Genomic DNA, 18,021 nt, shown 5'->3' with positions numbered 1-18,021 from the left:
TATGCCAGGATTGTCTTTAGGGTTAGGCTTGGGGCTTACTAATAACTCCGCGCCTGCGGTGACAAGAGAAACATTGGAAGGACTTTCCCATGATCTTGTTCTGCCAATGGAGCTTTTAGACGTTGTGGCAACTGTTGAGGATGGACGCATTGTCAAAGCTCTGATCAACCCTTGGCAGTCTATTTTCGATCAACTTAGAAAAAACCCGGAATTGCTCTACGAGTTCTCACAAAACCATCGCGTTTTCGAAGAGTTCATTGCAGGAGCCTACGAGAAAGCAGGTTTTGACAAAGTCGTGTTAACGCCTCCTAGCGGGGACCTTGGGCGCGATATCATTGCCGAAAAACACGGTCTCTTGACAGTTAGAGTTCTTGATCAGTGCAAAGCGTTTAGTAAGGGGAAACTTGTATCTGCAAACGATGTTAGAGCGATGATGGGAACACTCTTTAGAGAAAAAGATGCTTCCAAGGCTGTGGTTACTACAACGTCAGATTTTGCGCCTCGGGTGCGAAACGAATGGAAAGAATTCCTTGGGAATAAGCTCGAACTTAGAAATGGGTTAGACTTGATTGAATGGATGAAAGAAATCCAGAAGAAATCGTAGCGTGTGTAGGATGGGTGCTCGCACCCATCTTTTTGATGGTGCACAATGATGGGTGAAATCACCCATCCTACACCCTACACCCCAGCCACACTCCACCCTTGCACCTTGCCCAGCACGCATGAGGTCCAAAGCGCCATTCACCGGGTGCGCGGCGCGCGCGTGGTACTGGCCGAGGACTTGGCGCAGCTCTACTGAAAATCCGTCAGCGCTTTCAAACTGGCCGTGAACGACTAAACCCCAAGCTCCGCCCGCAGCTTCTTGGTCAGCTTGGCCACGACCAGATCATAAGACGTAACAATGTGATCCCGCAGTGAGGCGTCGGACATGCCGCGTTCCTCATAGACCTGCAGCCATTTCATTCCCCGCGAGGCCAGATAGGGCGCGGGGCGGATGCCGGGCTCATCGCTCAGGACCTCAAAGGCCAGATCGGTGGCTTTGAAGGTGAAGGCATCGCGCCCGTCGTTCCATCCACAGATTGCAAAGACCTTACCACCCACCTTCCACACATCCGCATTACCCCATTGCACCACGTTACACGTGGCCTTGAGGCTGGCGCAGAACGTGTTGAATTCATCGCGGGTCATGGCCCGATCTTGGCTTTCAATCCTAGCCAGGGCAACCTGTTAAGGTTGCCCAAATCTCAAAACCTTATCCCGTGTGCCAATGCGCCACCACGTCATACCCGACGGGCGATGGCGGGCCTTCCAGATACTCTGCAAATTGTCCCCAAATCTCTGCCACTTTGGGCGCGTTTGCGTTCGAGGTTTCTTCACTTTCCACCACCGAGACTACAAAGCCACTGCCATCCTCGTTCATCACATTGGTAAAGCAATGCATGCCCGGCATGCCCATAATTTCGGCTTTCAGGTCATTCAGCTTTGCCGTGGCCTCGTCGCGCGTGCCAGGCTTCATTTTATATTGGGTAACGCGTGCAAACATGATTTTCCTCGCTATCTGGGCGATGTCCCCCCTATGACGGCCAAAACGGCGCGTCGGGCGCAGTGTATCACAGTCATGTGGATTCTCTTAGAAACGGGTCAGGGGCGCACGAACTTGGCGCCACCCACCGTTCGGGGCCGCGAGGTTTCCGGCTGTTGTTCTGTCGTATTTGATTGAAGCGGCGCAGCGACCGTACCACAGGCTACCCCATCACCATCTGGATCATTGCGCGGGTGATAGCCGGGCTCTCCGACCAAAAATGGGCCTGGGGCGATGGGGGCAATGGCCTCGCACCCTGCCAGCGCAATCAGATGAATCACGGCCTCTTCCCGCTCAAACTCAGAAGTTCGAATGAACACGCCCATGGCAATGACCGCAGTTGTTACCGGCAGCATCATGATCATCAAAAAAATACGCAGCGGTGACAGGGCGCGTTTGCGCGCGACCTCGGCCCGTTTATGGCGGTCTGAAGCGCTAAAGTCTTTGAAAAGAGGATTTAGCGAAGGCTTCCGGGATGACATTCAGCCATATTACCCCAAATTTTTGGCGAACACGAGGCTACGCGACAACACAGCTTGTTCGAAGCGCGGGATAGGGCTTTCTCTATGACAGCCAATTTACCCGGTTCCACACATATCAATGCCATTCCCGGTCGCTTCCGTCCGCGCAATGGCTTGCGAGCTGATCAGCGTACCACATGAACCGCGCAGGCCGCGTGACGGACCACATGGTTCGTAGTCGATCCCAGCAGAAGATCCTGCATACCGGGGCGGTGCGACGCCATGATGATCAGATCAGGTTTGTGGGCTTCAGCCCAATCCAGAATTGTACGCCCGGAATGCCCTTCGATTACCACACCGGTGGCATTTGGCAGCTTGGACGCCAGATCATCCAACTCGGCCTGAAGCGCCTTGCGGGCTTCGGTCAGGTATTCGGGTGGCATATAGGAAATCGCATAGTTCGGAATATGCTCAACCACATGCAACAGGGTCACCTGAGCGTCAGGTGTCGCCAGAATCTCGGCCAGTTTCAGCGGGCCAGAAATATCCCGTTCAGCATCAAAAGAAATTGGAACAAGTATGTTGTGATACATGACACGCACCTCTGTTTAGCCGGTCAATCATCGGCGGATCCGCGCAGCGTGGCCTTGATCCAGGTCAGGAACTGCCGAAAGTTTCTGCAACGTCATACATCACCGGCTCAAAGCTCTTGCACAGTTCGTTGATCTTGCGGTTACGGTCGCGCATCTCAGGGGTGCGCAGCATGGCCAAAAAATCCTCGCGACGCTCCCATTGCGAGTAGTTGGCAATCCGCGTCTGCGCGTCATTCACATGCAGCCCGGCTGAAATGAAGCCAGGTTGTTTTGAGATAAACTCGGCATAGGCATCGGTCAGCGCCTCTAAAAGATCGTGGCAAGTGCCCGGGGTCATTTCGAATGTGGTGATGACAGTCTGGACACTCGCATTCTTGGAAATTTTCGGCATCTGGATTCTCCCTTATTTTCTGCAAGCCTAACACAGGATTTGGAAAGGTCTCGCGTTTCCTTTCCGCATTCGGGATCTTTTATTGGGCTTTAAATAGTGAGCAGAAAACTAACCATTGGTTAACCATGCTGGTTGATGCTGCGCGCATGAGCCGGGTCATCTGTTTTATTTTACTGCTGCTCGCCGCGTCCCCGGTTTGGCCGGGCGCTTGGCTGCGCGAGAAGGATCAGGCATTCACTGCGGCCTCGGTAACCGCGTTTGAAGACCCCAATGGCATGTATGACTACAAAACTGCCGTCTATGCGGAATTTGGGTACAGGCCCGGTCTGACAATCGGACTGGATATCGAGGAGAACCGAGACCTCTATGGCCATGCGCTTTTGTTTGCCCGCCTCCCTGTTGCCGATTTCGGCAACAGGGGGCGTTTTGCCGTTGAGTTTGGGGCCGGTGCTCATCACAGGTATCGAAACGCCTGGGCGTTGTACAAGGTGACCCTGTCTTATGGCAAAGGGTTCCAGACCGGCTGGGGAAATGGCTGGGTGGCAGTAGATACTGCCGTTGAAAACCGCACACATGATGCGGTGTTTCGCAAGCTGGACTTCACGGCGGGTTTGTCTGCAGATCGGCTGCTGAATCCTCTGATTCAAGTCGAAACAGCTTATACTCCTGACAGACCGCTATTTTGGAAAGCACGCCCTTCAATCATGATCCGCCCACAAGACAGTAGGATCACATGGGTTCTGGGCCTTGAACGCAATCAGGCCCGCACTGATACGGGCCTGAAACTTGCGCTGTGGAGTGAATTCTGAACAAAGCGAACCAATTACGTCAAGTACGGCTCGCCAACATTTGGTTAGCGCTCCATTCGGATTATTGCTGAGACTTCGCCGCTTACAGACTCGGGCCAGCGCAGGTTGATGGCATCCTTTTCCGCACCCTTTTCCAACTCTGCGTAAGGGGTGCCAAATGTGGTCGAACCAAAGACCGTTTTCAAAGGTCCTAAAACGGAGACCGCATCGCAACTGCGCGCAAAGCCGTTGAAGGGTAATCCACCAGCAGTCTGAACCGCCCAAACACTGGAGGCCGAGCTTTGCGTGTGCCGAACGCGCAGTGGGTTGGCAACCTTCGTTGTGACCCCGTGGAAGGTGTTGTTCTCAAACGTCACGTCCCGGTGTGCAAGTTGGTTCAGATCGGCAAAGGTGGTGTCCACCCGTTCCGCACGATCAATATTTCCGCTCGTTGAACGGAACTTGTTCCCGGTCACCACGACACCGTTCAGGAAATGCCCAGCCCCGTGCGGACGGATGACGAGACAGCTAAACCAAGGGGCAACTTCGCTCGAGTAGAAGATATTGTCGGTGATAGCCATTGAGCTGAACGAGAATCCAGCAGTGTAAACTGGGTCAGCATCCCGTTCATTGGTCCATTCCACAAAACAGTTATCGACGTAATTCTCAGAGATGGTCGAGCTGTTGTACGTCCCGATCATGATCAGGCCAGCGCTGCGAACACCTTGCGGGATGCTGTCACCTTGGAAAAAGTGATTGCCCAGGATCATATTGTTCGTCCCGCCCAGAACAGCAAAGTGCAGGAACCGGACCGCTCGATTGTGGCGCAGCTTTACGTCATTGGCCGTGGTGTTCAGTGCAATGGACTTACGATCCGAAACGTTGAAACTTTCTTCTGTCGACAGGAATTGGCAATTGTCGATCAACATGCCCTGACAGCCTGTCCCGATCGAGGTGATCCCGCGGTCTTTGGGGCGACTGATGAAGCAGTTCGAAATCGCAAAGGTGCTGCCTGACGGGGCCAACCGGATACCGCTGCTTCGGCCATTGCACTGAAACTCGATCTCTTCCATCCCGAATTTTCGCAGCGTGCTGAAACCGCTGAAATCCAGCAGGTATTTGAAGGACTGAAAAGTGAAGGTCTGCGTACCAGAGGCATCATAGATCGGCGCATTCAGCGTGATCTCGCCCGCGCCTTCGTTTTTGGAGAGGACATAGATCTCGCGTCCAACCCCGCTACCCTGCACCAGCGCACCAACCGGAATGTTGGCTACGTTGGCTACGTTGGTCAAACGGGTTGGATCGGACGGGTTATAGGTTGCGACCGAAGTGAATGTCTCGGTATCCCAGGCTGGGCTACTTTTGACGTCGAACTGTCCATTGCGGATCACGCGCCGAGTGGAAAAGCCGCTTTGTCGGTTTGGGGCGGCCGCGGCCATGTCGATAGGCTCTGAGACCGACACTTTGCGTCCGCCCATGTCCAACGACTCGTGGTCCGAGTTATTCAGCAGCGCCTGAAACGCCTTTTTGAACGCCAGCATTTCATCACCGAAGGCGTTGATATAGGTTGGTAGGTCAAAATTCTTGGTCAGCAGCAACATCTTGTCGTGGGGCATTGTAACGGTGCCCTCGAAATCCATCTCGGATGTCATCGACGTGTTTTCCGCCAGAAAATATGTGCCATACGGCACAAAGACGCGTCGCCCATTCGCGGCCTGATCCGCTGCCTCAAACGCGGTCGAGTCATCTGTGACGCCGTCGCCAACGGCACCAAAATCACGTACGTCGACCAAACTGATCAAGTTGCGCAGGAATACTCCGGTGACGTCTGTGATCTCGATATCGTCGACCCGGATCACCGCCCCGTTCGCGCCGTCGACATCCAGACCAAAATGCCCATACAGCGCCTCGACCCCCCATGGCATGTCCACGCCGGGGCGCAGACCAGTACCCACAATGGCCGTGATCTCATGCACCGTGCCATAACCGGAAAGTTGCGTTGCAGGGCCCTGTTCGACCACACCCACGACCTGCGCGTCTCCGGCGCCGCCAGCCCAACCGGCAATGCGCACTTCGGGCAACGGACCGCTGATGGCTTTCACCCGCGCCTTGATCTGCAAATAGCACCCAGGCAACAGCGGCGTCTGACCCATATAGCGCAGACGTTGGGGGGCTTCGACCTTCAGGATTTCAAGGCAACCACCGAAATCGGCATCGGCCGGAACGAACGCGCCAGTGCCTGACCCATCATAAGTAGGCGAGCCCGGTGTCCCGTCGCCGCTGGACCACACATTCAGGCCATTTGCAAAAGCAGGCGGCATGAACACGATGCCGTCGGTGATTGCCTTGTTCATGTAAAATCCCTTTCCCAATCGCGCCGCATCAGCGCGTATAAACCCAGTGCCCAGAGACGCCGCCCCGAACGCAAAAGCTAAGTACCTAACAGGGATTAACCGCCACTCATGTCACCGTGACGGTGGTGTTGCGTCAGGTGGCCGGATCAGAGTTACCCAGCAGCTGCACTCCGTTGATTTTCCATCCGTTTTCCAGCGCCACCATCTGATAGTCGAGAATATGCACCCTACCCGCGCCGTCGGTGATCATGACCTTTTGCCACAACGCCCCGGCTACTTCACGCAATTCCAGAAACCGTATATCCGCAGGCCGCCAGACCATCGGATAGCCTCGCTTGACCATCACCCCAAAATTCTCGGGCGTCTGAAATAGGCGTTGGATGTTGGGACTTGCAAAGGTGAAAGCGGTGTCAAAGTCATCCGCCTTGAAAGCCTGTATCTGCGCCGAAATATTAGCCTCAATCTCGGCGCTTTGGGCAAACGCGTCCGAGGCCAAACCGACGCTCAGGGATAAAGCAAGCAACAGACGATTCATGGGGCCACCTCCTGATCGGACGGTAGCCTCATGCGCCTTCAGGTCAAATCAGACCAATTCTCCGACCAGTGCCTTGTCGATCAATGCGATGGTTTCCGGCACGCCATAGAGCGCGATGAAACCACCGAACCGCGGGCCTTGCGATGCGCCCAACAGCACCTCGTAAAGCGCCGTGAACCAGCCGCGCATCGGGTCGAACCGCTCGCGTCCGATGGAGTAGACCACCGATTGCAACGCCTCGTCCTCGACCGGACCGTCATAGGTCTCAAGCGCGGCTTTCAGCGCCTCCAGTGCTTCACGCTCTTGGTCGGTCGGAGCGCGGTGCTGACGGGTCGGTTTGACGAAATCATTGAAGTATCGCACGGCAAAACCCGCCGCCTGATCCAGATCTGGATGTGTCTCAGCCGTAGCCTCCGGGGCATAACGGCGGATAAAGCCCCACAGCGCCTCTTTGTCCTCGGCCCCCGAAACCGAGGCCAGGTTCAACAGCATCGCAAACGGCACCATCAGCGTGGACTCGGGTACATTACCGCCATGGATGTGCCAGACCGGATTGTTCAACTGCGCTTTCAGGTCCTGCCCCGGATAGGCCCGTAACTGCTGATGATATTCATCATAGGCTTTGGGGATCACATCGAAATGCATCCGCTTGGCCGTCTTGGGTTTTTGATACATGAAATAGGACAGGCTCTCGGTCGGAGCATAGGTCAGCCATTCGTCGATCGAGACGCCATTGCCCGACGACTTTGAGATCTTTTGCCCGTTCTCATCCAGAAACAATTCGTACGAGAAATGCTCGGGCGCTCGGCCACCCAAGGCCCGGCAGATCGCATCATAGATCTTTTCGTTGGTGGCGTGTTCCTTGCCATACATCTCGAAATCAACGCCCAGCGCCGCCCAGCGCGCGCCGAAATCCGGCTTCCACTGCAGCTTTACGTTGCCGCCGGTCACGGGAACGGTCCACTCCTTGCCCGTCTCATCGTCAAAGGTCACGGTGTAGGTCTCGGCGCAGACCTTTTTCATCGGCACATACATCACCCGCCCGCTTTCGGGGTGTAGTGGCAGGAAGATCGAATAGGTCTGCTGGCGCTCTTCCCGCAGGCTTTTCAGCATGATCGCCATGATCTCGTCATAGCGCTCAACCGCGCGTTTGAGCACCTCGTCAAACTGACCGGATTCATAGAATTCCTTGGCCGAGTAGAACTCATACTCGAACCCGAACGTATCCAGGAACCGCCGCAGCATCGCGTTGTTATGCTCACCAAAGCTGTCATATTCACCAAACGGATCAGGCACCGAGGTCAGCGGGCGCTGCAAATGCTGCTCCAGAATTTCGGGGTTTGGCACGTTGGTCGGTACCTTCCGCATTCCGTCCAGATCGTCCGAGAAACAGATCAGCTTGGTCGGGATATCTGACAGCGCCTCAAACGCGCGCTTGACCATCGTGGTGCGCGCAACCTCGCCAAAGGTGCCGATATGCGGCAGACCCGAGGGGCCATAGCCGGTTTCGAACAGCACATAGCCTTTCTCTGGAGCACCCTTTTGATAGCGTTTGAGCAACCGGCGCGCCTCTTCAAAAGGCCAGGCCTTGGACGACATCGCGGTTTCACGCAGTTCAGACATCAGATTTGCTCCATCGGGAAAAACAGTGCCGATCGCCCCATGCAACCGACCGGCCCCTCCTATTGTGCCGGTGCAGCATGAGTCAATAAACTGCGGGGTTTTTCCTGATGTGAAGGCTGATTTACGCGGTCAACTGGTCCAGTTTGGCGGCCCAGATGAAGTCATTCTCGCTGAGGCCGCCGATTTCATGGGTGGTCAGTTTGACGTCCACATAACCCCAGCCGAACGACACATCCGGGTGATGCCCCTGCTGATCAGCGAGCCAAGCGCAGAGGTTGGCCAGATAGGTCGCCTTGGCGAACCCTTTGAACTTGTAGTGACGGCTGAGTTCTTTTGCTTCCGAGTCCAGCTTCCAATCGGACGAAAGTTCCGCCATATGCGTGTTTGCCTCATCCCTGGTCAAGGCCGGGACACCGCCGGAACAGGGCACACAGGTACGGTCCGAAAGGCTGCAGGTTTCTCCTGATGTGGTCATGATCCGTTCACTCCGCTGCGGTTGCTTTTTCCGGGAACTTGTTTGGCAGCAACCCAAGGGACTGCGCCTGACGCACGTCCGCCAGCAGATCACGATCTGCGGCTGCAAACAGTTCCTCGGGCGAGTTTAGCACGAAATAGCCCATCTGGTGCATGTCGATCCGATAGGGCGTGCGCAGGATCGTCAAGATATCGAACGGATCACGGTCAGGAATGTCGCTTTCCACGGAATAGACCAGCTCGGTTGGCGAGGACGCAAGCCCGGACCCCAGCGCCTTTATCTCTCCGTCCTGCCGACGCAGGCCGAACTCGATCGAGAACCAATAGAGGCGGATCAGCCAAGAATAGTCCTTGTCGCCCGCCTGCACCCCGGCCTTGCCGATGGCATGGCTGAAGGCCGCAAAACGCGGATCGCTCAGCAAGGGCGTGTGGCCGAAGATTTCATGAAAGATGTCCGGCTCTTCAATATAATCGAAATCCTCGCGCGAGCGGATGAAGGATGCGGCGGGAAATACCCGGTCTGCCAACATGCCTAAGAAGGTTTTGAACCCGATCAACGCGGGCACCGGCTGGACCCGCCACCCGGTCATGTCCATCAGCCGCTCCGAGATATCTACGCAGGACGGCACGCGGGTTTTCGGCAGCTCAAGCCGTTCCAGCCCCGCCAGGTAATCGCGGGCCATGTAGCGCTGCACATTCTTCTCTTGCGCGGCATAAAGATCGGCCCAAACCGCGTCTTCCTTGACCGTATAGGCGATATGGCCGCGCGCATCAGCTACCTTGGCGACGTATTTGGTCGATTTTGGCATCACTTTTTCCTCCCTGAAGAAAGTATAGCCGTATGCCTTGATGATTTTGGTTTGTTGCAACGTAGTTTTACCGATACTTTGGCAAATACACATCGCTGGATCACCTTTTATGAAACAAACGCTTCAACCAGCTGACATTGCCATTCTGCAAGAGCTGCAGACCGATGGCCGCCTGTCGATGCAGGACCTTGCCGACCGCACCGGCCTGTCCGCCTCGCAATGCTGGCGGCGTGTGCGCGATCTTGAGGCGTCCGGCGTGGTGTCGGGTTATATCGCGCAGGTAAGGGCCAAATCCGTGGGGTTGGACGCCATCGCCTATGTCCACGTCGCCCTACGGGACCATCAAGAGGACAGCATCACCTCATTCCTGCGCTTGGTTGAGACCGAACCAAAAATCGTCGAATGTGCCTCGATCACCGGGGATCACGATTTCATCCTGAAGGTCTACGCCAAAACGCCCGAAGACCTTGAGCATTTCATTATGCAGCGGTTGCTCAAGTCGGGGCTTGTTCGCGACACGCGCAGCAATTTTGTGCTGCGTCAGACCAAAACGCGCGGGCCGTTGCCTATTCTATGACCATGCATCTGGAAAATCCGTTGAACCTGCCCGCCAGCCCTCCTATCGTGCCGGTGCAGAAAAGCCCAATCAGGACAAAACCATGACCGAACAAGTACCACACCCGATGTCCCCACAGGATTGCCTTGTCGCGATCATGGTTGCGGTTTCTGCGTCGGATGAAACCATCCGCACGGCCGAACTGGTCAAGATCGAAGGCGCGGTCAACATGCTGCCGGTCTTTGCCGAATACGACATCGACCGCACACGCCGAGTATCGCAGACCGTCTTTGACCTGTTCGAGCAAGAGGACGGGCTGGACGCCCTGTTCGGCCTGATCCGTGATAACCTGCCCGAACGGTTGAACGAGACCGCCTACGCATTGGCTTGCGACGTGGCCGCCGCAGACGGTTCCCTAGCAGAAACTGAACTGCGTCTGCTGGAAGAGATCCGCTATGAACTGAACATCGACCGCCTGCACGCCGCAGCTATTGAACGCGGCGCTCGGGCACGTCACACGACCTAATCCTAGCTACCCTGTAACGTTCCCCAGCGTTCGATCAACGCGCGTTGCAGCTTGCGCGACCTACTGTTCCAACTGCGCGCGCCCTCCGGACGTTCGCGCAGTGCGCGGGGGATGGTCGCGCGATGATCCACATCGGCGGTAAAGATGGCAAAGGCCAATTCCGAGCCATCAGGCGCGGTTAGGAAGCCGCCTAGCCCCGACACGAAATTCAGCGTCCCGGTTTTGGCGTCCACCTTTATAGGATGATCTTTGACCGGGCGGCCCTGACTATCAACCAGAGTGAATTTTTTCAGCAGCGGCCGCAATGCCCCATCCTTCCGCGCTGCCACCAGCACCGTCACAAAACCCTCCGGAGCCACACGCGAAGCATCCCCGAGCCCCGAGTGGTCCACCATCGCAATTCCAGTCACCCCATAGATCTCAGTCGTCCAACGGTTCATTTCCGCTGCGGACTCTGAAAGGTTCTGAATGTCTGCGGCGCGCACTTTCGACGCCATCATTCCGACCATTTCGGCCGTCACATTCGTCGAGTATTTCAGCATTCCGCGGAGGATACTCTCAAGTGGGTCGCTTTGGTGCACCACCAGAACAGTCCCCTGCGGCGCTTCCCGCGTGATCTGCACGCGGCCCAGTACGATACCGTTAGACCGGGCCAAAGTCCGGAAAACATCACCCGCATAAAGCGCGGGCTTGCGCACTGGCAACCATCGTGCGCCGCCCTTGCCCAACGCACCCCTTGCCACTGTCCAACGATCCTGCCGCGCGCTCCGCTGATATGTGTAGATCGGCAAACTGCGTTTTTCGACCCGCATAGATGCCATATCGACCGACGGTGTGTATCGCGCAGTACGGGCATCCATAGTCACGTTGTAATCGGTTCCCGCACGTTTCCATTCGAAATGCACGCGATTGAAATTCAATGCGATGCCGCTGAGGGCCGGGCTGTAACCCAGATGATCCGGTTGCCCCGGATCAATGCTGAACACATATGGCAACGCCCCGTCATAAACCTTGAACGACCCGCGCACCTCGGTAATGCCCGCCTCGCGCAAGTTGGCGGCCATCGTCGCCAGATCATCGGTGTCCAGTAGAGGGTCTCCGCCCCCCACAAGGATCAGGTCACCATCCAGAATACCGTTCACAATCGGACCATCCGCCATCAACGCGGTTTCGAACCGATAATCCGCCCCAAGAACATCAAGCGCATAAAGCGCGGTCAGCGCCTTTGCCACACTTGCAGGCGGCAGGCCTTGATCACCGCCAAATGCCTCAAGCTGAGCACCGGACTTCACATCTGCGACCGCAAAGGCAACCTCGCCTCGTAATCCTGCTGCCTGGATTAAGCGCTCGGCCCCGCTTGGAATATCCCCACGCAGCTGCGGGCGCAACGATTGCAACGGGGCATCTGCCAAGGCCGCGCGTGACACAACCGAAGCCCCAAGACCTGCAAGAAACAAACGACGCGAAACAAGATCAACCATGGGTCAATTAAAATCCCAGAGATCACAGGCAAACAACCATCGAATGGGATTATGCGCCCATGGGGGCTATTCAGGCAACACCTCATCGCCCCATCCGCCGCGCGTCCTGATCTCGGTCGAGCTGACATCAACCATCGGTACATTCACAAAACACCAGGCCGGAGCATGCGCCCGCCCCAGAAGATGCCGTGCGTGCCCATCGATGCGGTATTTGCCGTATAACCGCGCCGCAGGCGACATCCGCGCCGAAATCCGGTCCCCCGGCCGCGCCACCACGCCTACCGGCACACTGTCCATGATCAACCGCCAGTCTTTCCACTTGTGAAATTGTGCCAGATTGTCGGCCCCCATCAACCAGACAAACCGCACCTGCGGGTACAACCGCTGTATGATTGCCAATGTATCCGCTGTTGCGCGCGTTCCCGTCTGCCTCTCGATATCCGTGATCTCGACCCGAGGATGACGCATCACTTCACCTGCCGCACGCAGACGTTTCGCCAACGGAGCAGGCCCCGTCAGCTTGAGCGGGTTACCCGGTGACACCAGCCACCAAACCTGATCCAGCCCAAATGCCTTCATCGCTTCCAACGTGACATGCACGTGCCCCTGATGCGGTGGGTCAAATGACCCGCCGAACAAACCAATGACTTGCCCAGGCCTTGCGTAGGGGATCGCGCTTCGAAACATCCTTTGCTGATGTTCAAAGAAATTAACGCTTGTCAATCACATAGGAACGGTAATCACGCCACAGCAGGTAACATGTTTAACTGATCAGACACTTCTCACAGTACATCCCACCTAGTTCAATCGGTTCCGTTTGGAGCCCTCAAGGCCAACCTCAACCCCGAGGTCAACGAATAGGCCAAAAGGCAGCAAAAACCGAACAGTTTCAGCCCATCCTCGATAACTACGCGATACTCACCAAAATGGTGCTCAAAAACTGTATCAATCACGATGGAGCCGACAAAGAACAGAGCCGTTGCCGCCAAGAAACTGTTTTCGAACCATTTCTGCCAATACCAACTAAGACATGCTATCGCGCCCAAACTGGTCGCATAAAAGGCGACAAACTTCCTTTGATGGGTCTCATGCAGTCGGAACAGATCGTCCAACGTTATGACAGTTGCAAAGCAGAATCCAAGCAAACACAAAAGCACGCCGCCATCCAGTTTCCCAACGGTCAAAGCACGTTGAATGGCTGCAAAACCAAAGATTGCAGCGGCGGCCATAGTTATCAAATTACCCAATAACGACACTGCGCCGACTTCAGAACCGCAACAATCGGCGATACTACCAGTCCTGTTTATCCTCCGAGTCACGATATTGAGCGGGTCGCGCAAAAGATCACCCGGCTCCCACCATGGCTGCGCGACGGTTGCAATCATTACGACAAGAGGGAGCCCAAACGCGATTGTGGCGAGGCACGCAATCAACCATCGTGGATGTGCATTTCTGCTAGGCTCTACGATTTCATTTGGAACGAAATCCCGTTCGACCAGACGCCAGAAAAAGACGACGCACACAGCCGAAATCGACACATACAGCCAAGTCCTTGGGGAGAAATTTAGTAAAGGCAAGCCCTGTTTCGACAGGATCGCTGCCAACATTAATAACACAGGAATTCCAATTAACGACGATTGTAGGATACGCTTCACTCATTACTCCTTGAACAAAACCGAATTCCAAAAGCCTCAAAATACCAGGCAGACTTTGGCCAAGTATATCACCAAGAGTTAAAAGCACTACTTTGTTTGTCTGCGGCTTGCCACAACCCTGGCGCCTTCATATTCTCAAGCATCTCAGACACATGCCCTGATGTACCTGATCAGAAGACCAGCGTGACAGCCCGATGGTTTAACCAGGCAAAGCTCATGGGGTGTTGCAACTCTCTGTCCAATTCTGACTTGCGGAACCGAGCTTCATTATCAACCAATAGGACGGACCGCATCGCGCAATCGAACGCGCCCCGGCCTGACGACTTCAGCGCACCACCCCCCATGGCCGCGTACTGCGGAATACCCTCCTTTGCCCAATGCCTCCTCCATCCGGCTGCAGGGCGCGCAGATCACGGTAAATCGCAGGATGGCCTCTCCCACCTGCACCTCGCGTCCTTTGAGCGCTGCCAGATTGATCCCCGAAACCACCAGATTGCGCCGCAGGATTTCGGGGGCAACTGGCCCCTGCCCAAGATAGCTGCCAATCGCGGCCAAATGCTCCTGCTGAATCAAAGTCACCGCCCGCTTGCCTGCGCGACTACGGTCGCCGTCAAGGCCATCGGCAGAGATCATGGTCTCCTCTGTAACCTCCATCCTGGCCCGCCGGTCCGGCCGCAAGCCGATCCACGCTACTCGTCCGGGCTGCGCCCAGCCCGCAATCAACTCTGACAATGTGGGCAAACCGTCCCCCTTATCCGACACATACAATTTACCCCGTGCGGGCCGCCTGTAAAAATCACAAAACCACCAGCTTGCCCCGCCCGCTCGCCTCGGATATCCAGCGTTTCAACCCAATTTCCCGACCCAGAGGACGCGACATGGCCGCCTATCAATATGTCTACCACATGCAGGGTGTCTCAAAGACCTATCCCGGTGGCAAGAAGTGCTTTGAAAACATCCACCTGAGCTTTCTGCCAGGCGTGAAAATCGGTGTTGTCGGCGTCAACGGCGCGGGTAAATCGACGTTGATGAAGATCATGGCTGGCCTCGATACCGATTTCACCGGTGAGGCATGGGCCGCCGAGGGCGCCAAGGTCGGCTATCTGCCGCAGGAACCGCAGTTGGATGAATCGCTCACCGTCCGTGAAAACGTCATGCTGGGCGTGGCCGCGAAAAAGGCCAAGGTCGACCGGTTCAACGAGATCGCTATGGAGATCGCCGAGAACTACTCGGACGAGCTGATGGAGGAAATGACCACCCTGCAGGACGCGATTGACGCCGAAAACCTGTGGGACCTCGACAGCCAGATTGACGTCTCGATGGAAGCGCTGCGTTGCCCGCCGGACGATGCCAACATCGCCAACCTCTCGGGGGGTGAGAAACGCCGCGTGGCGCTCTGCAAACTGCTGCTGGAAGCGCCCGACATGCTGCTGCTCGACGAACCGACCAACCACCTGGACGCCGAGACCATCGCCTGGCTGCAACAGCACCTGATCGACTACAAGGGCACCATCCTGATCGTCACCCACGACCGCTATTTCCTGGATGACATCACCGGCTGGATCCTCGAACTCGACCGCGGCCGTGGCATTCCGTACGAGGGCAACTATTCCGCATGGCTGGAGCAAAAAGCCAAACGGCTTGAGCAGGAAGCGCGCGAGGACAAGTCCAAGCAGAAGACCCTGCAGCGCGAGTTGGAATGGATGCGTCAGGGCCAGAAGGCCCGTCAGGCCAAATCCAAGGCCCGTATCAACGCCTATAACGAGCTGGCTGAACAGTCTGAGCGCGAAAAGTTGACCCGCGCCCAGATCGTCATCCCCAACGGCCAACGCCTTGGCGGCAAGGTGATCGAGGTCGAGGGCCTGTCGAAACACATGGGCGACAAGCAACTGATCGAAGGGCTGGATTTCGCCCTGCCCCCCGGCGGCATTGTCGGTGTCATCGGCCCCAACGGCGCCGGTAAATCGACGCTGTTCAAGATGCTGACAGGGCAGGAACAGCCTGACAGCGGCACCATCACGCTGGGCGACACGGTCGAGCTGTCTTATGTCGACCAGTCCCGCGATGACCTGAAAGACAACGACACCGTCTGGGAGGCGATCACTGGCGGCGCCGAGATCATCCAACTGGGCGATGCGCAGGTCAATTCCCGCGCCTATTGCTCGTCCTTCAACTTCAAGGGCGGCGACCAGCAGAAAAAGGTCTCACTGCTATCGGGTGGTGAGCGCAACCGCGTCCACATGGCACGCCTGTTGAAAGAGGGTGGCAACGTCCTGCTGCTCGACGAACCGACCAACGACCTCGACGTCGAAACCTTGCGCGCGCTGGAAGACGCGCTGGTCGATTTCGCTGGCTGCGCCGTGGTCATTTCTCACGACCGCTTTTTCCTTGACCGGATCTGCACGCATATTCTGGCGTTCGAAGGCGATGCCCATGTGGAATGGTTCGAGGGCAACTTCGAGGATTACGAAGAGGACAAAAAGCGCCGTTTGGGACCAGACGCGCTGGAGCCCAAGCGGTTGAAGCATAAGAAGTTTGCGCGGTAAATTGTTGTGTCAAACCTCTTTTTAGACGCAAACATCCTGCTAGACTTCTATCGGTACGGTGCTGATGACCTTACCGAGATCGAGAAATTAGTGGCGTTGATAGAAGATGACGAAGTCATCTTATACTCTAACTCGCATCTCAAAAATGAAACGCAAAGAATGAGGGAACGTGTTCTATCTGACTCATTCTCAGAACTCAAGGCAACGAAACACCAAGTCAAAGCACCTAACTACACTAAGAAACTGCCTGAATTAGCGGTTCTTCAACAAGCACTCAAAAAAGCTAACGATGCGCACTCCAAACTGGTTGAAGCTGTTGGCAAAAAGATCGCTAAAGGAAACCTTGACGCAGATGTTCTCATCGCCGGCATGTTTGACAAATGCAAAGACCTCGAAATCACTGAAAATATCGTAAAGGCCGCACGCTTGCGCCAAGATCTCGGAAATCCACCGGGAAAACAAGGCGCAATCGGAGATAGCATTCACTGGGAGACACTCCTCCAAGAAGAAAAACTTAAAAGCATAGATATTGTTTCAAGAGACGGCGACTTCGAATCTGAATTGGAAGTTGGAGCCTTGAAGTCGTTTCTTTCTGAGGAGTGGTCAGATCGAAAACCAGCGTATTCACGAGTGACCCTCTTCAAATCCCTCAGCGGTTATTTCAAGAAGAGATACCCGAAGATTGAGCTCTCGAAAGAGACGCAAAAAATTGAACTAATTGAAGAGCTTAGAAGTTCACCCAACTTTGCATCAACACATAGCATTGTCGCTCAGCTAGAACCATTTGAGTACTTCACCAGAAGTCAGATTCATCGAATGATAGAGATACTGTGTGACAATCCTCAAATTGGAAGAATTGGAACAGATGCTGATATCAGGGCCTTCTATAGCCGGTTTGAGACAGATGCATACGACTTACCCGAAGAAGTCCTTGCTGAAGCTGCTAACTTGATTGGGGAGAAAGAAGAGTTCTTCTATTTTCCATTTTAGCACACATACCATGTGTTAGAAGGATGAATTCACTCATCCTACGGTTCCCAAAACGGCCACGCAGTTGATTGGTTATTTTTCGGCGGAATTGCGTCCAAAAAGCTCTTTTGAACTGTGAAAGCATACAATAATCCTAACAATCCACCCTTGCCACACCTCTACCCCAATGCCATATCTACAGCGCTAACGTTTTTCTATTTCGACCTACTGTCTCCTTCTACGGCGCTCAGTCTATCGATCCAGACAACGACGCCGGGCTGCCGCATCTACGTGGGCAGCACTAAACAGGAGACAACGGATATGCCCGCAGGCACCGTAAAATGGTTCAACACCACCAAAGGCTACGGCTTTATCGCACCCGAAGATGGCGGCAAAGACATCTTCGTTCATATCTCGGCTGTCGAGCGTTCGGGCCTGACCGGTCTGGCCGACAACCAGAAAGTCACGTACGAGCTGCGCTCGGGTCGTGACGGCCGCGAAAGCGCCGACAATATCGAGCTGGCCTAAGCTTTTGAAAGGGCCAAGCATTCCTTGGCCCTTTCCTTTCCCGCGCCTCAGAACCGCGCCCATATCCGGCCCGCTAGTGTGGCCCGGCGATGACATCAAACTTTCGTTATTTCTGCCCGGCGATTGACCAAATCGGCTATCATTCCGACA

Annotated in this window: 22 protein-coding genes; 8 read left to right on the top strand and 14 right to left on the bottom strand. The window is 55.4% G+C overall.

The features are described from left to right. Position 1 precedes the first annotated feature (1 nt). Both GOW93_RS15290 and GOW93_RS15285 read left to right on the top strand, forming a co-directional pair. Complete coding sequence (locus GOW93_RS15290) at positions 2-604, top strand: restriction endonuclease (RefSeq protein ID WP_174819119.1); 603 nt, start codon at positions 2-4, stop codon at positions 602-604. Positions 605-649: 45 nt separating this feature from the next. After that, positions 650-799: a hypothetical protein gene (locus GOW93_RS15285; RefSeq protein WP_170385451.1), complete on the top strand. Its 150-nt coding sequence runs from the start codon at positions 650-652 to the stop codon at positions 797-799. Positions 800-834: 35 nt separating this feature from the next. Here the strand turns inward: GOW93_RS15285 and GOW93_RS15280 are convergent, their stop codons facing one another. The 5 genes from GOW93_RS15280 to GOW93_RS15260 all read right to left on the bottom strand — a co-directional run bounded on the left by GOW93_RS15280 (position 835) and on the right by GOW93_RS15260 (position 3,027). Beyond that, a complete protein-coding gene (locus tag GOW93_RS15280) occupies positions 835-1,188 on the bottom strand; it encodes an MmcQ/YjbR family DNA-binding protein (protein ID WP_170386067.1) in 354 nt (117 codons plus the stop codon). Positions 1,189-1,252: 64 nt separating this feature from the next. After that, positions 1,253-1,543, bottom strand: a complete 291-nt coding sequence (locus tag GOW93_RS15275) for a hypothetical protein (RefSeq protein WP_170386063.1) — start codon at positions 1,541-1,543, stop codon at positions 1,253-1,255. Positions 1,544-1,641: 98 nt separating this feature from the next. After that, positions 1,642-2,064: an excalibur calcium-binding domain-containing protein gene (locus tag GOW93_RS15270; RefSeq protein WP_170386060.1), complete on the bottom strand. Its 423-nt coding sequence runs from the start codon at positions 2,062-2,064 to the stop codon at positions 1,642-1,644. Between the two features lie 164 nt (positions 2,065-2,228). Further along, complete coding sequence (locus GOW93_RS15265) at positions 2,229-2,636, bottom strand: universal stress protein (protein ID WP_170386057.1); 408 nt, start codon at positions 2,634-2,636, stop codon at positions 2,229-2,231. Between the two features lie 64 nt (positions 2,637-2,700). Then, the gene (locus tag GOW93_RS15260) at positions 2,701-3,027 is read right to left on the bottom strand and encodes an antibiotic biosynthesis monooxygenase family protein (protein ID WP_170386054.1); all 327 of its coding nucleotides are present in this window, start codon (positions 3,025-3,027) and stop codon (positions 2,701-2,703) included. 146 nt (positions 3,028-3,173) lie between these two features. Between GOW93_RS15260 and GOW93_RS15255 the strand changes: the two genes are divergently transcribed. Continuing rightward, a complete protein-coding gene (locus GOW93_RS15255; RefSeq protein ID WP_170386050.1) occupies positions 3,174-3,836 on the top strand; it encodes a hypothetical protein in 663 nt (220 codons plus the stop codon). 44 nt (positions 3,837-3,880) lie between these two features. On the opposite strand, the gene GOW93_RS15250 is transcribed toward GOW93_RS15255, so the two are convergent. The 5 genes from GOW93_RS15250 to phhA form a co-directional block, all read right to left on the bottom strand. Then, positions 3,881-6,169 (bottom strand): glycosyl hydrolase family 28-related protein, encoded by a 2,289-nt coding sequence (locus GOW93_RS15250; RefSeq protein ID WP_170386047.1) that lies wholly within the window; start codon positions 6,167-6,169, stop codon positions 3,881-3,883. A gap of 133 nt (positions 6,170-6,302) precedes the next feature. Continuing rightward, a complete protein-coding gene (locus tag GOW93_RS15245) occupies positions 6,303-6,704 on the bottom strand; it encodes a DUF4864 domain-containing protein (protein WP_170386045.1) in 402 nt (133 codons plus the stop codon). A gap of 48 nt (positions 6,705-6,752) precedes the next feature. After that, positions 6,753-8,327 (bottom strand): lysine--tRNA ligase, encoded by a 1,575-nt coding sequence (locus GOW93_RS15240; protein WP_170386043.1) that lies wholly within the window; start codon positions 8,325-8,327, stop codon positions 6,753-6,755. 121 nt (positions 8,328-8,448) lie between these two features. Further along, positions 8,449-8,802, bottom strand: coding sequence for a 4a-hydroxytetrahydrobiopterin dehydratase (locus GOW93_RS15235; RefSeq protein ID WP_170386040.1), 354 nt, complete (start codon positions 8,800-8,802; stop codon positions 8,449-8,451). Positions 8,803-8,809: 7 nt separating this feature from the next. Then, positions 8,810-9,610 (bottom strand): phenylalanine 4-monooxygenase, encoded by an 801-nt coding sequence (gene phhA / locus GOW93_RS15230; protein ID WP_217354793.1) that lies wholly within the window; start codon positions 9,608-9,610, stop codon positions 8,810-8,812. Positions 9,611-9,719: 109 nt separating this feature from the next. Here phhA and GOW93_RS15225 point away from each other — a divergent pair, with 109 nt between their 5' ends. Next, positions 9,720-10,187: an Lrp/AsnC family transcriptional regulator gene (locus GOW93_RS15225; protein ID WP_170386035.1), complete on the top strand. Its 468-nt coding sequence runs from the start codon at positions 9,720-9,722 to the stop codon at positions 10,185-10,187. Positions 10,188-10,269: 82 nt separating this feature from the next. Beyond that, the gene (locus tag GOW93_RS15220) at positions 10,270-10,692 is read left to right on the top strand and encodes a tellurite resistance TerB family protein (RefSeq protein ID WP_170386033.1); all 423 of its coding nucleotides are present in this window, start codon (positions 10,270-10,272) and stop codon (positions 10,690-10,692) included. A gap of 2 nt (positions 10,693-10,694) precedes the next feature. Here GOW93_RS15220 and dacB read toward each other — a convergent pair whose 3' ends face one another. From dacB to GOW93_RS15200, 4 genes are all read right to left on the bottom strand, one after another. Further along, positions 10,695-12,173, bottom strand: a complete 1,479-nt coding sequence (gene dacB / locus GOW93_RS15215; RefSeq protein ID WP_170386028.1) for a D-alanyl-D-alanine carboxypeptidase/D-alanyl-D-alanine endopeptidase — start codon at positions 12,171-12,173, stop codon at positions 10,695-10,697. A gap of 66 nt (positions 12,174-12,239) precedes the next feature. Beyond that, complete coding sequence (locus GOW93_RS15210; protein WP_170386026.1) at positions 12,240-12,860, bottom strand: nicotinate-nucleotide adenylyltransferase; 621 nt, start codon at positions 12,858-12,860, stop codon at positions 12,240-12,242. Between the two features lie 116 nt (positions 12,861-12,976). Then, positions 12,977-13,402 (bottom strand): hypothetical protein, encoded by a 426-nt coding sequence (locus tag GOW93_RS15205; RefSeq protein WP_170386023.1) that lies wholly within the window; start codon positions 13,400-13,402, stop codon positions 12,977-12,979. A 696-nt stretch (positions 13,403-14,098) separates the two neighbouring features. Further along, positions 14,099-14,569, bottom strand: a complete 471-nt coding sequence (locus GOW93_RS15200) for an MOSC domain-containing protein (RefSeq protein ID WP_170386020.1) — start codon at positions 14,567-14,569, stop codon at positions 14,099-14,101. Between the two features lie 137 nt (positions 14,570-14,706). On the opposite strand from GOW93_RS15200, the gene ettA reads away from it, so the two are divergent. From ettA to GOW93_RS15185, 3 genes are all read left to right on the top strand, one after another. Beyond that, positions 14,707-16,374 (top strand): energy-dependent translational throttle protein EttA, encoded by a 1,668-nt coding sequence (gene ettA / locus GOW93_RS15195; protein WP_010442471.1) that lies wholly within the window; start codon positions 14,707-14,709, stop codon positions 16,372-16,374. 6 nt (positions 16,375-16,380) lie between these two features. Continuing rightward, the gene (locus GOW93_RS15190; RefSeq protein ID WP_170386017.1) at positions 16,381-17,364 is read left to right on the top strand and encodes a PIN domain-containing protein; all 984 of its coding nucleotides are present in this window, start codon (positions 16,381-16,383) and stop codon (positions 17,362-17,364) included. A 300-nt stretch (positions 17,365-17,664) separates the two neighbouring features. Continuing rightward, the gene (locus GOW93_RS15185) at positions 17,665-17,871 is read left to right on the top strand and encodes a cold-shock protein (protein ID WP_170378838.1); all 207 of its coding nucleotides are present in this window, start codon (positions 17,665-17,667) and stop codon (positions 17,869-17,871) included. Positions 17,872-18,021: the final 150 nt, after the last annotated feature.

The sequence above is a fragment of the Ruegeria atlantica genome, from assembly GCF_013032455.1.
Taxonomy (GTDB): Bacteria; Pseudomonadota; Alphaproteobacteria; order Rhodobacterales; family Rhodobacteraceae; genus Ruegeria; species Ruegeria atlantica_B.
Note: the sequence above shows the minus strand (reverse complement) of the source record. Positions and strands in the feature narration are given on the sequence as shown.

Bases quoted from the DNA above. Each gene is read 5' to 3' on its own strand.
- GOW93_RS15240 (WP_170386043.1), bottom strand. From the start codon at position 8,327: ATGTCTGAACTGCGTGAAACCGCGATGTCGTCCAAGGCCTGGCCTTTT.
- GOW93_RS15290 (WP_174819119.1), top strand. From the start codon at position 2: ATGCCAGGATTGTCTTTAGGGTTAGGCTTGGGGCTTACTAATAACTCC.
- GOW93_RS15205 (WP_170386023.1), bottom strand. From the start codon at position 13,402: ATGGCCGCCGCTGCAATCTTTGGTTTTGCAGCCATTCAACGTGCTTTG.
- GOW93_RS15235 (WP_170386040.1), bottom strand. From the start codon at position 8,802: ATGACCACATCAGGAGAAACCTGCAGCCTTTCGGACCGTACCTGTGTG.
- GOW93_RS15245 (WP_170386045.1), bottom strand. From the start codon at position 6,704: ATGAATCGTCTGTTGCTTGCTTTATCCCTGAGCGTCGGTTTGGCCTCG.
- GOW93_RS15220 (WP_170386033.1), top strand. From the start codon at position 10,270: ATGACCGAACAAGTACCACACCCGATGTCCCCACAGGATTGCCTTGTC.
- GOW93_RS15210 (WP_170386026.1), bottom strand. From the start codon at position 12,860: ATGTTTCGAAGCGCGATCCCCTACGCAAGGCCTGGGCAAGTCATTGGT.
- GOW93_RS15275 (WP_170386063.1), bottom strand. From the start codon at position 1,543: ATGTTTGCACGCGTTACCCAATATAAAATGAAGCCTGGCACGCGCGAC.
- GOW93_RS15225 (WP_170386035.1), top strand. From the start codon at position 9,720: ATGAAACAAACGCTTCAACCAGCTGACATTGCCATTCTGCAAGAGCTG.
- GOW93_RS15255 (WP_170386050.1), top strand. From the start codon at position 3,174: ATGAGCCGGGTCATCTGTTTTATTTTACTGCTGCTCGCCGCGTCCCCG.
- ettA (WP_010442471.1), top strand. From the start codon at position 14,707: ATGGCCGCCTATCAATATGTCTACCACATGCAGGGTGTCTCAAAGACC.
- GOW93_RS15260 (WP_170386054.1), bottom strand. From the start codon at position 3,027: ATGCCGAAAATTTCCAAGAATGCGAGTGTCCAGACTGTCATCACCACA.
- dacB (WP_170386028.1), bottom strand. From the start codon at position 12,173: ATGGTTGATCTTGTTTCGCGTCGTTTGTTTCTTGCAGGTCTTGGGGCT.
- GOW93_RS15265 (WP_170386057.1), bottom strand. From the start codon at position 2,636: ATGTATCACAACATACTTGTTCCAATTTCTTTTGATGCTGAACGGGAT.
- GOW93_RS15270 (WP_170386060.1), bottom strand. From the start codon at position 2,064: ATGTCATCCCGGAAGCCTTCGCTAAATCCTCTTTTCAAAGACTTTAGC.
- GOW93_RS15185 (WP_170378838.1), top strand. From the start codon at position 17,665: ATGCCCGCAGGCACCGTAAAATGGTTCAACACCACCAAAGGCTACGGC.
- phhA (WP_217354793.1), bottom strand. From the start codon at position 9,610: ATGCCAAAATCGACCAAATACGTCGCCAAGGTAGCTGATGCGCGCGGC.
- GOW93_RS15250 (WP_170386047.1), bottom strand. From the start codon at position 6,169: ATGAACAAGGCAATCACCGACGGCATCGTGTTCATGCCGCCTGCTTTT.
- GOW93_RS15280 (WP_170386067.1), bottom strand. From the start codon at position 1,188: ATGACCCGCGATGAATTCAACACGTTCTGCGCCAGCCTCAAGGCCACG.
- GOW93_RS15285 (WP_170385451.1), top strand. From the start codon at position 650: ATGATGGGTGAAATCACCCATCCTACACCCTACACCCCAGCCACACTC.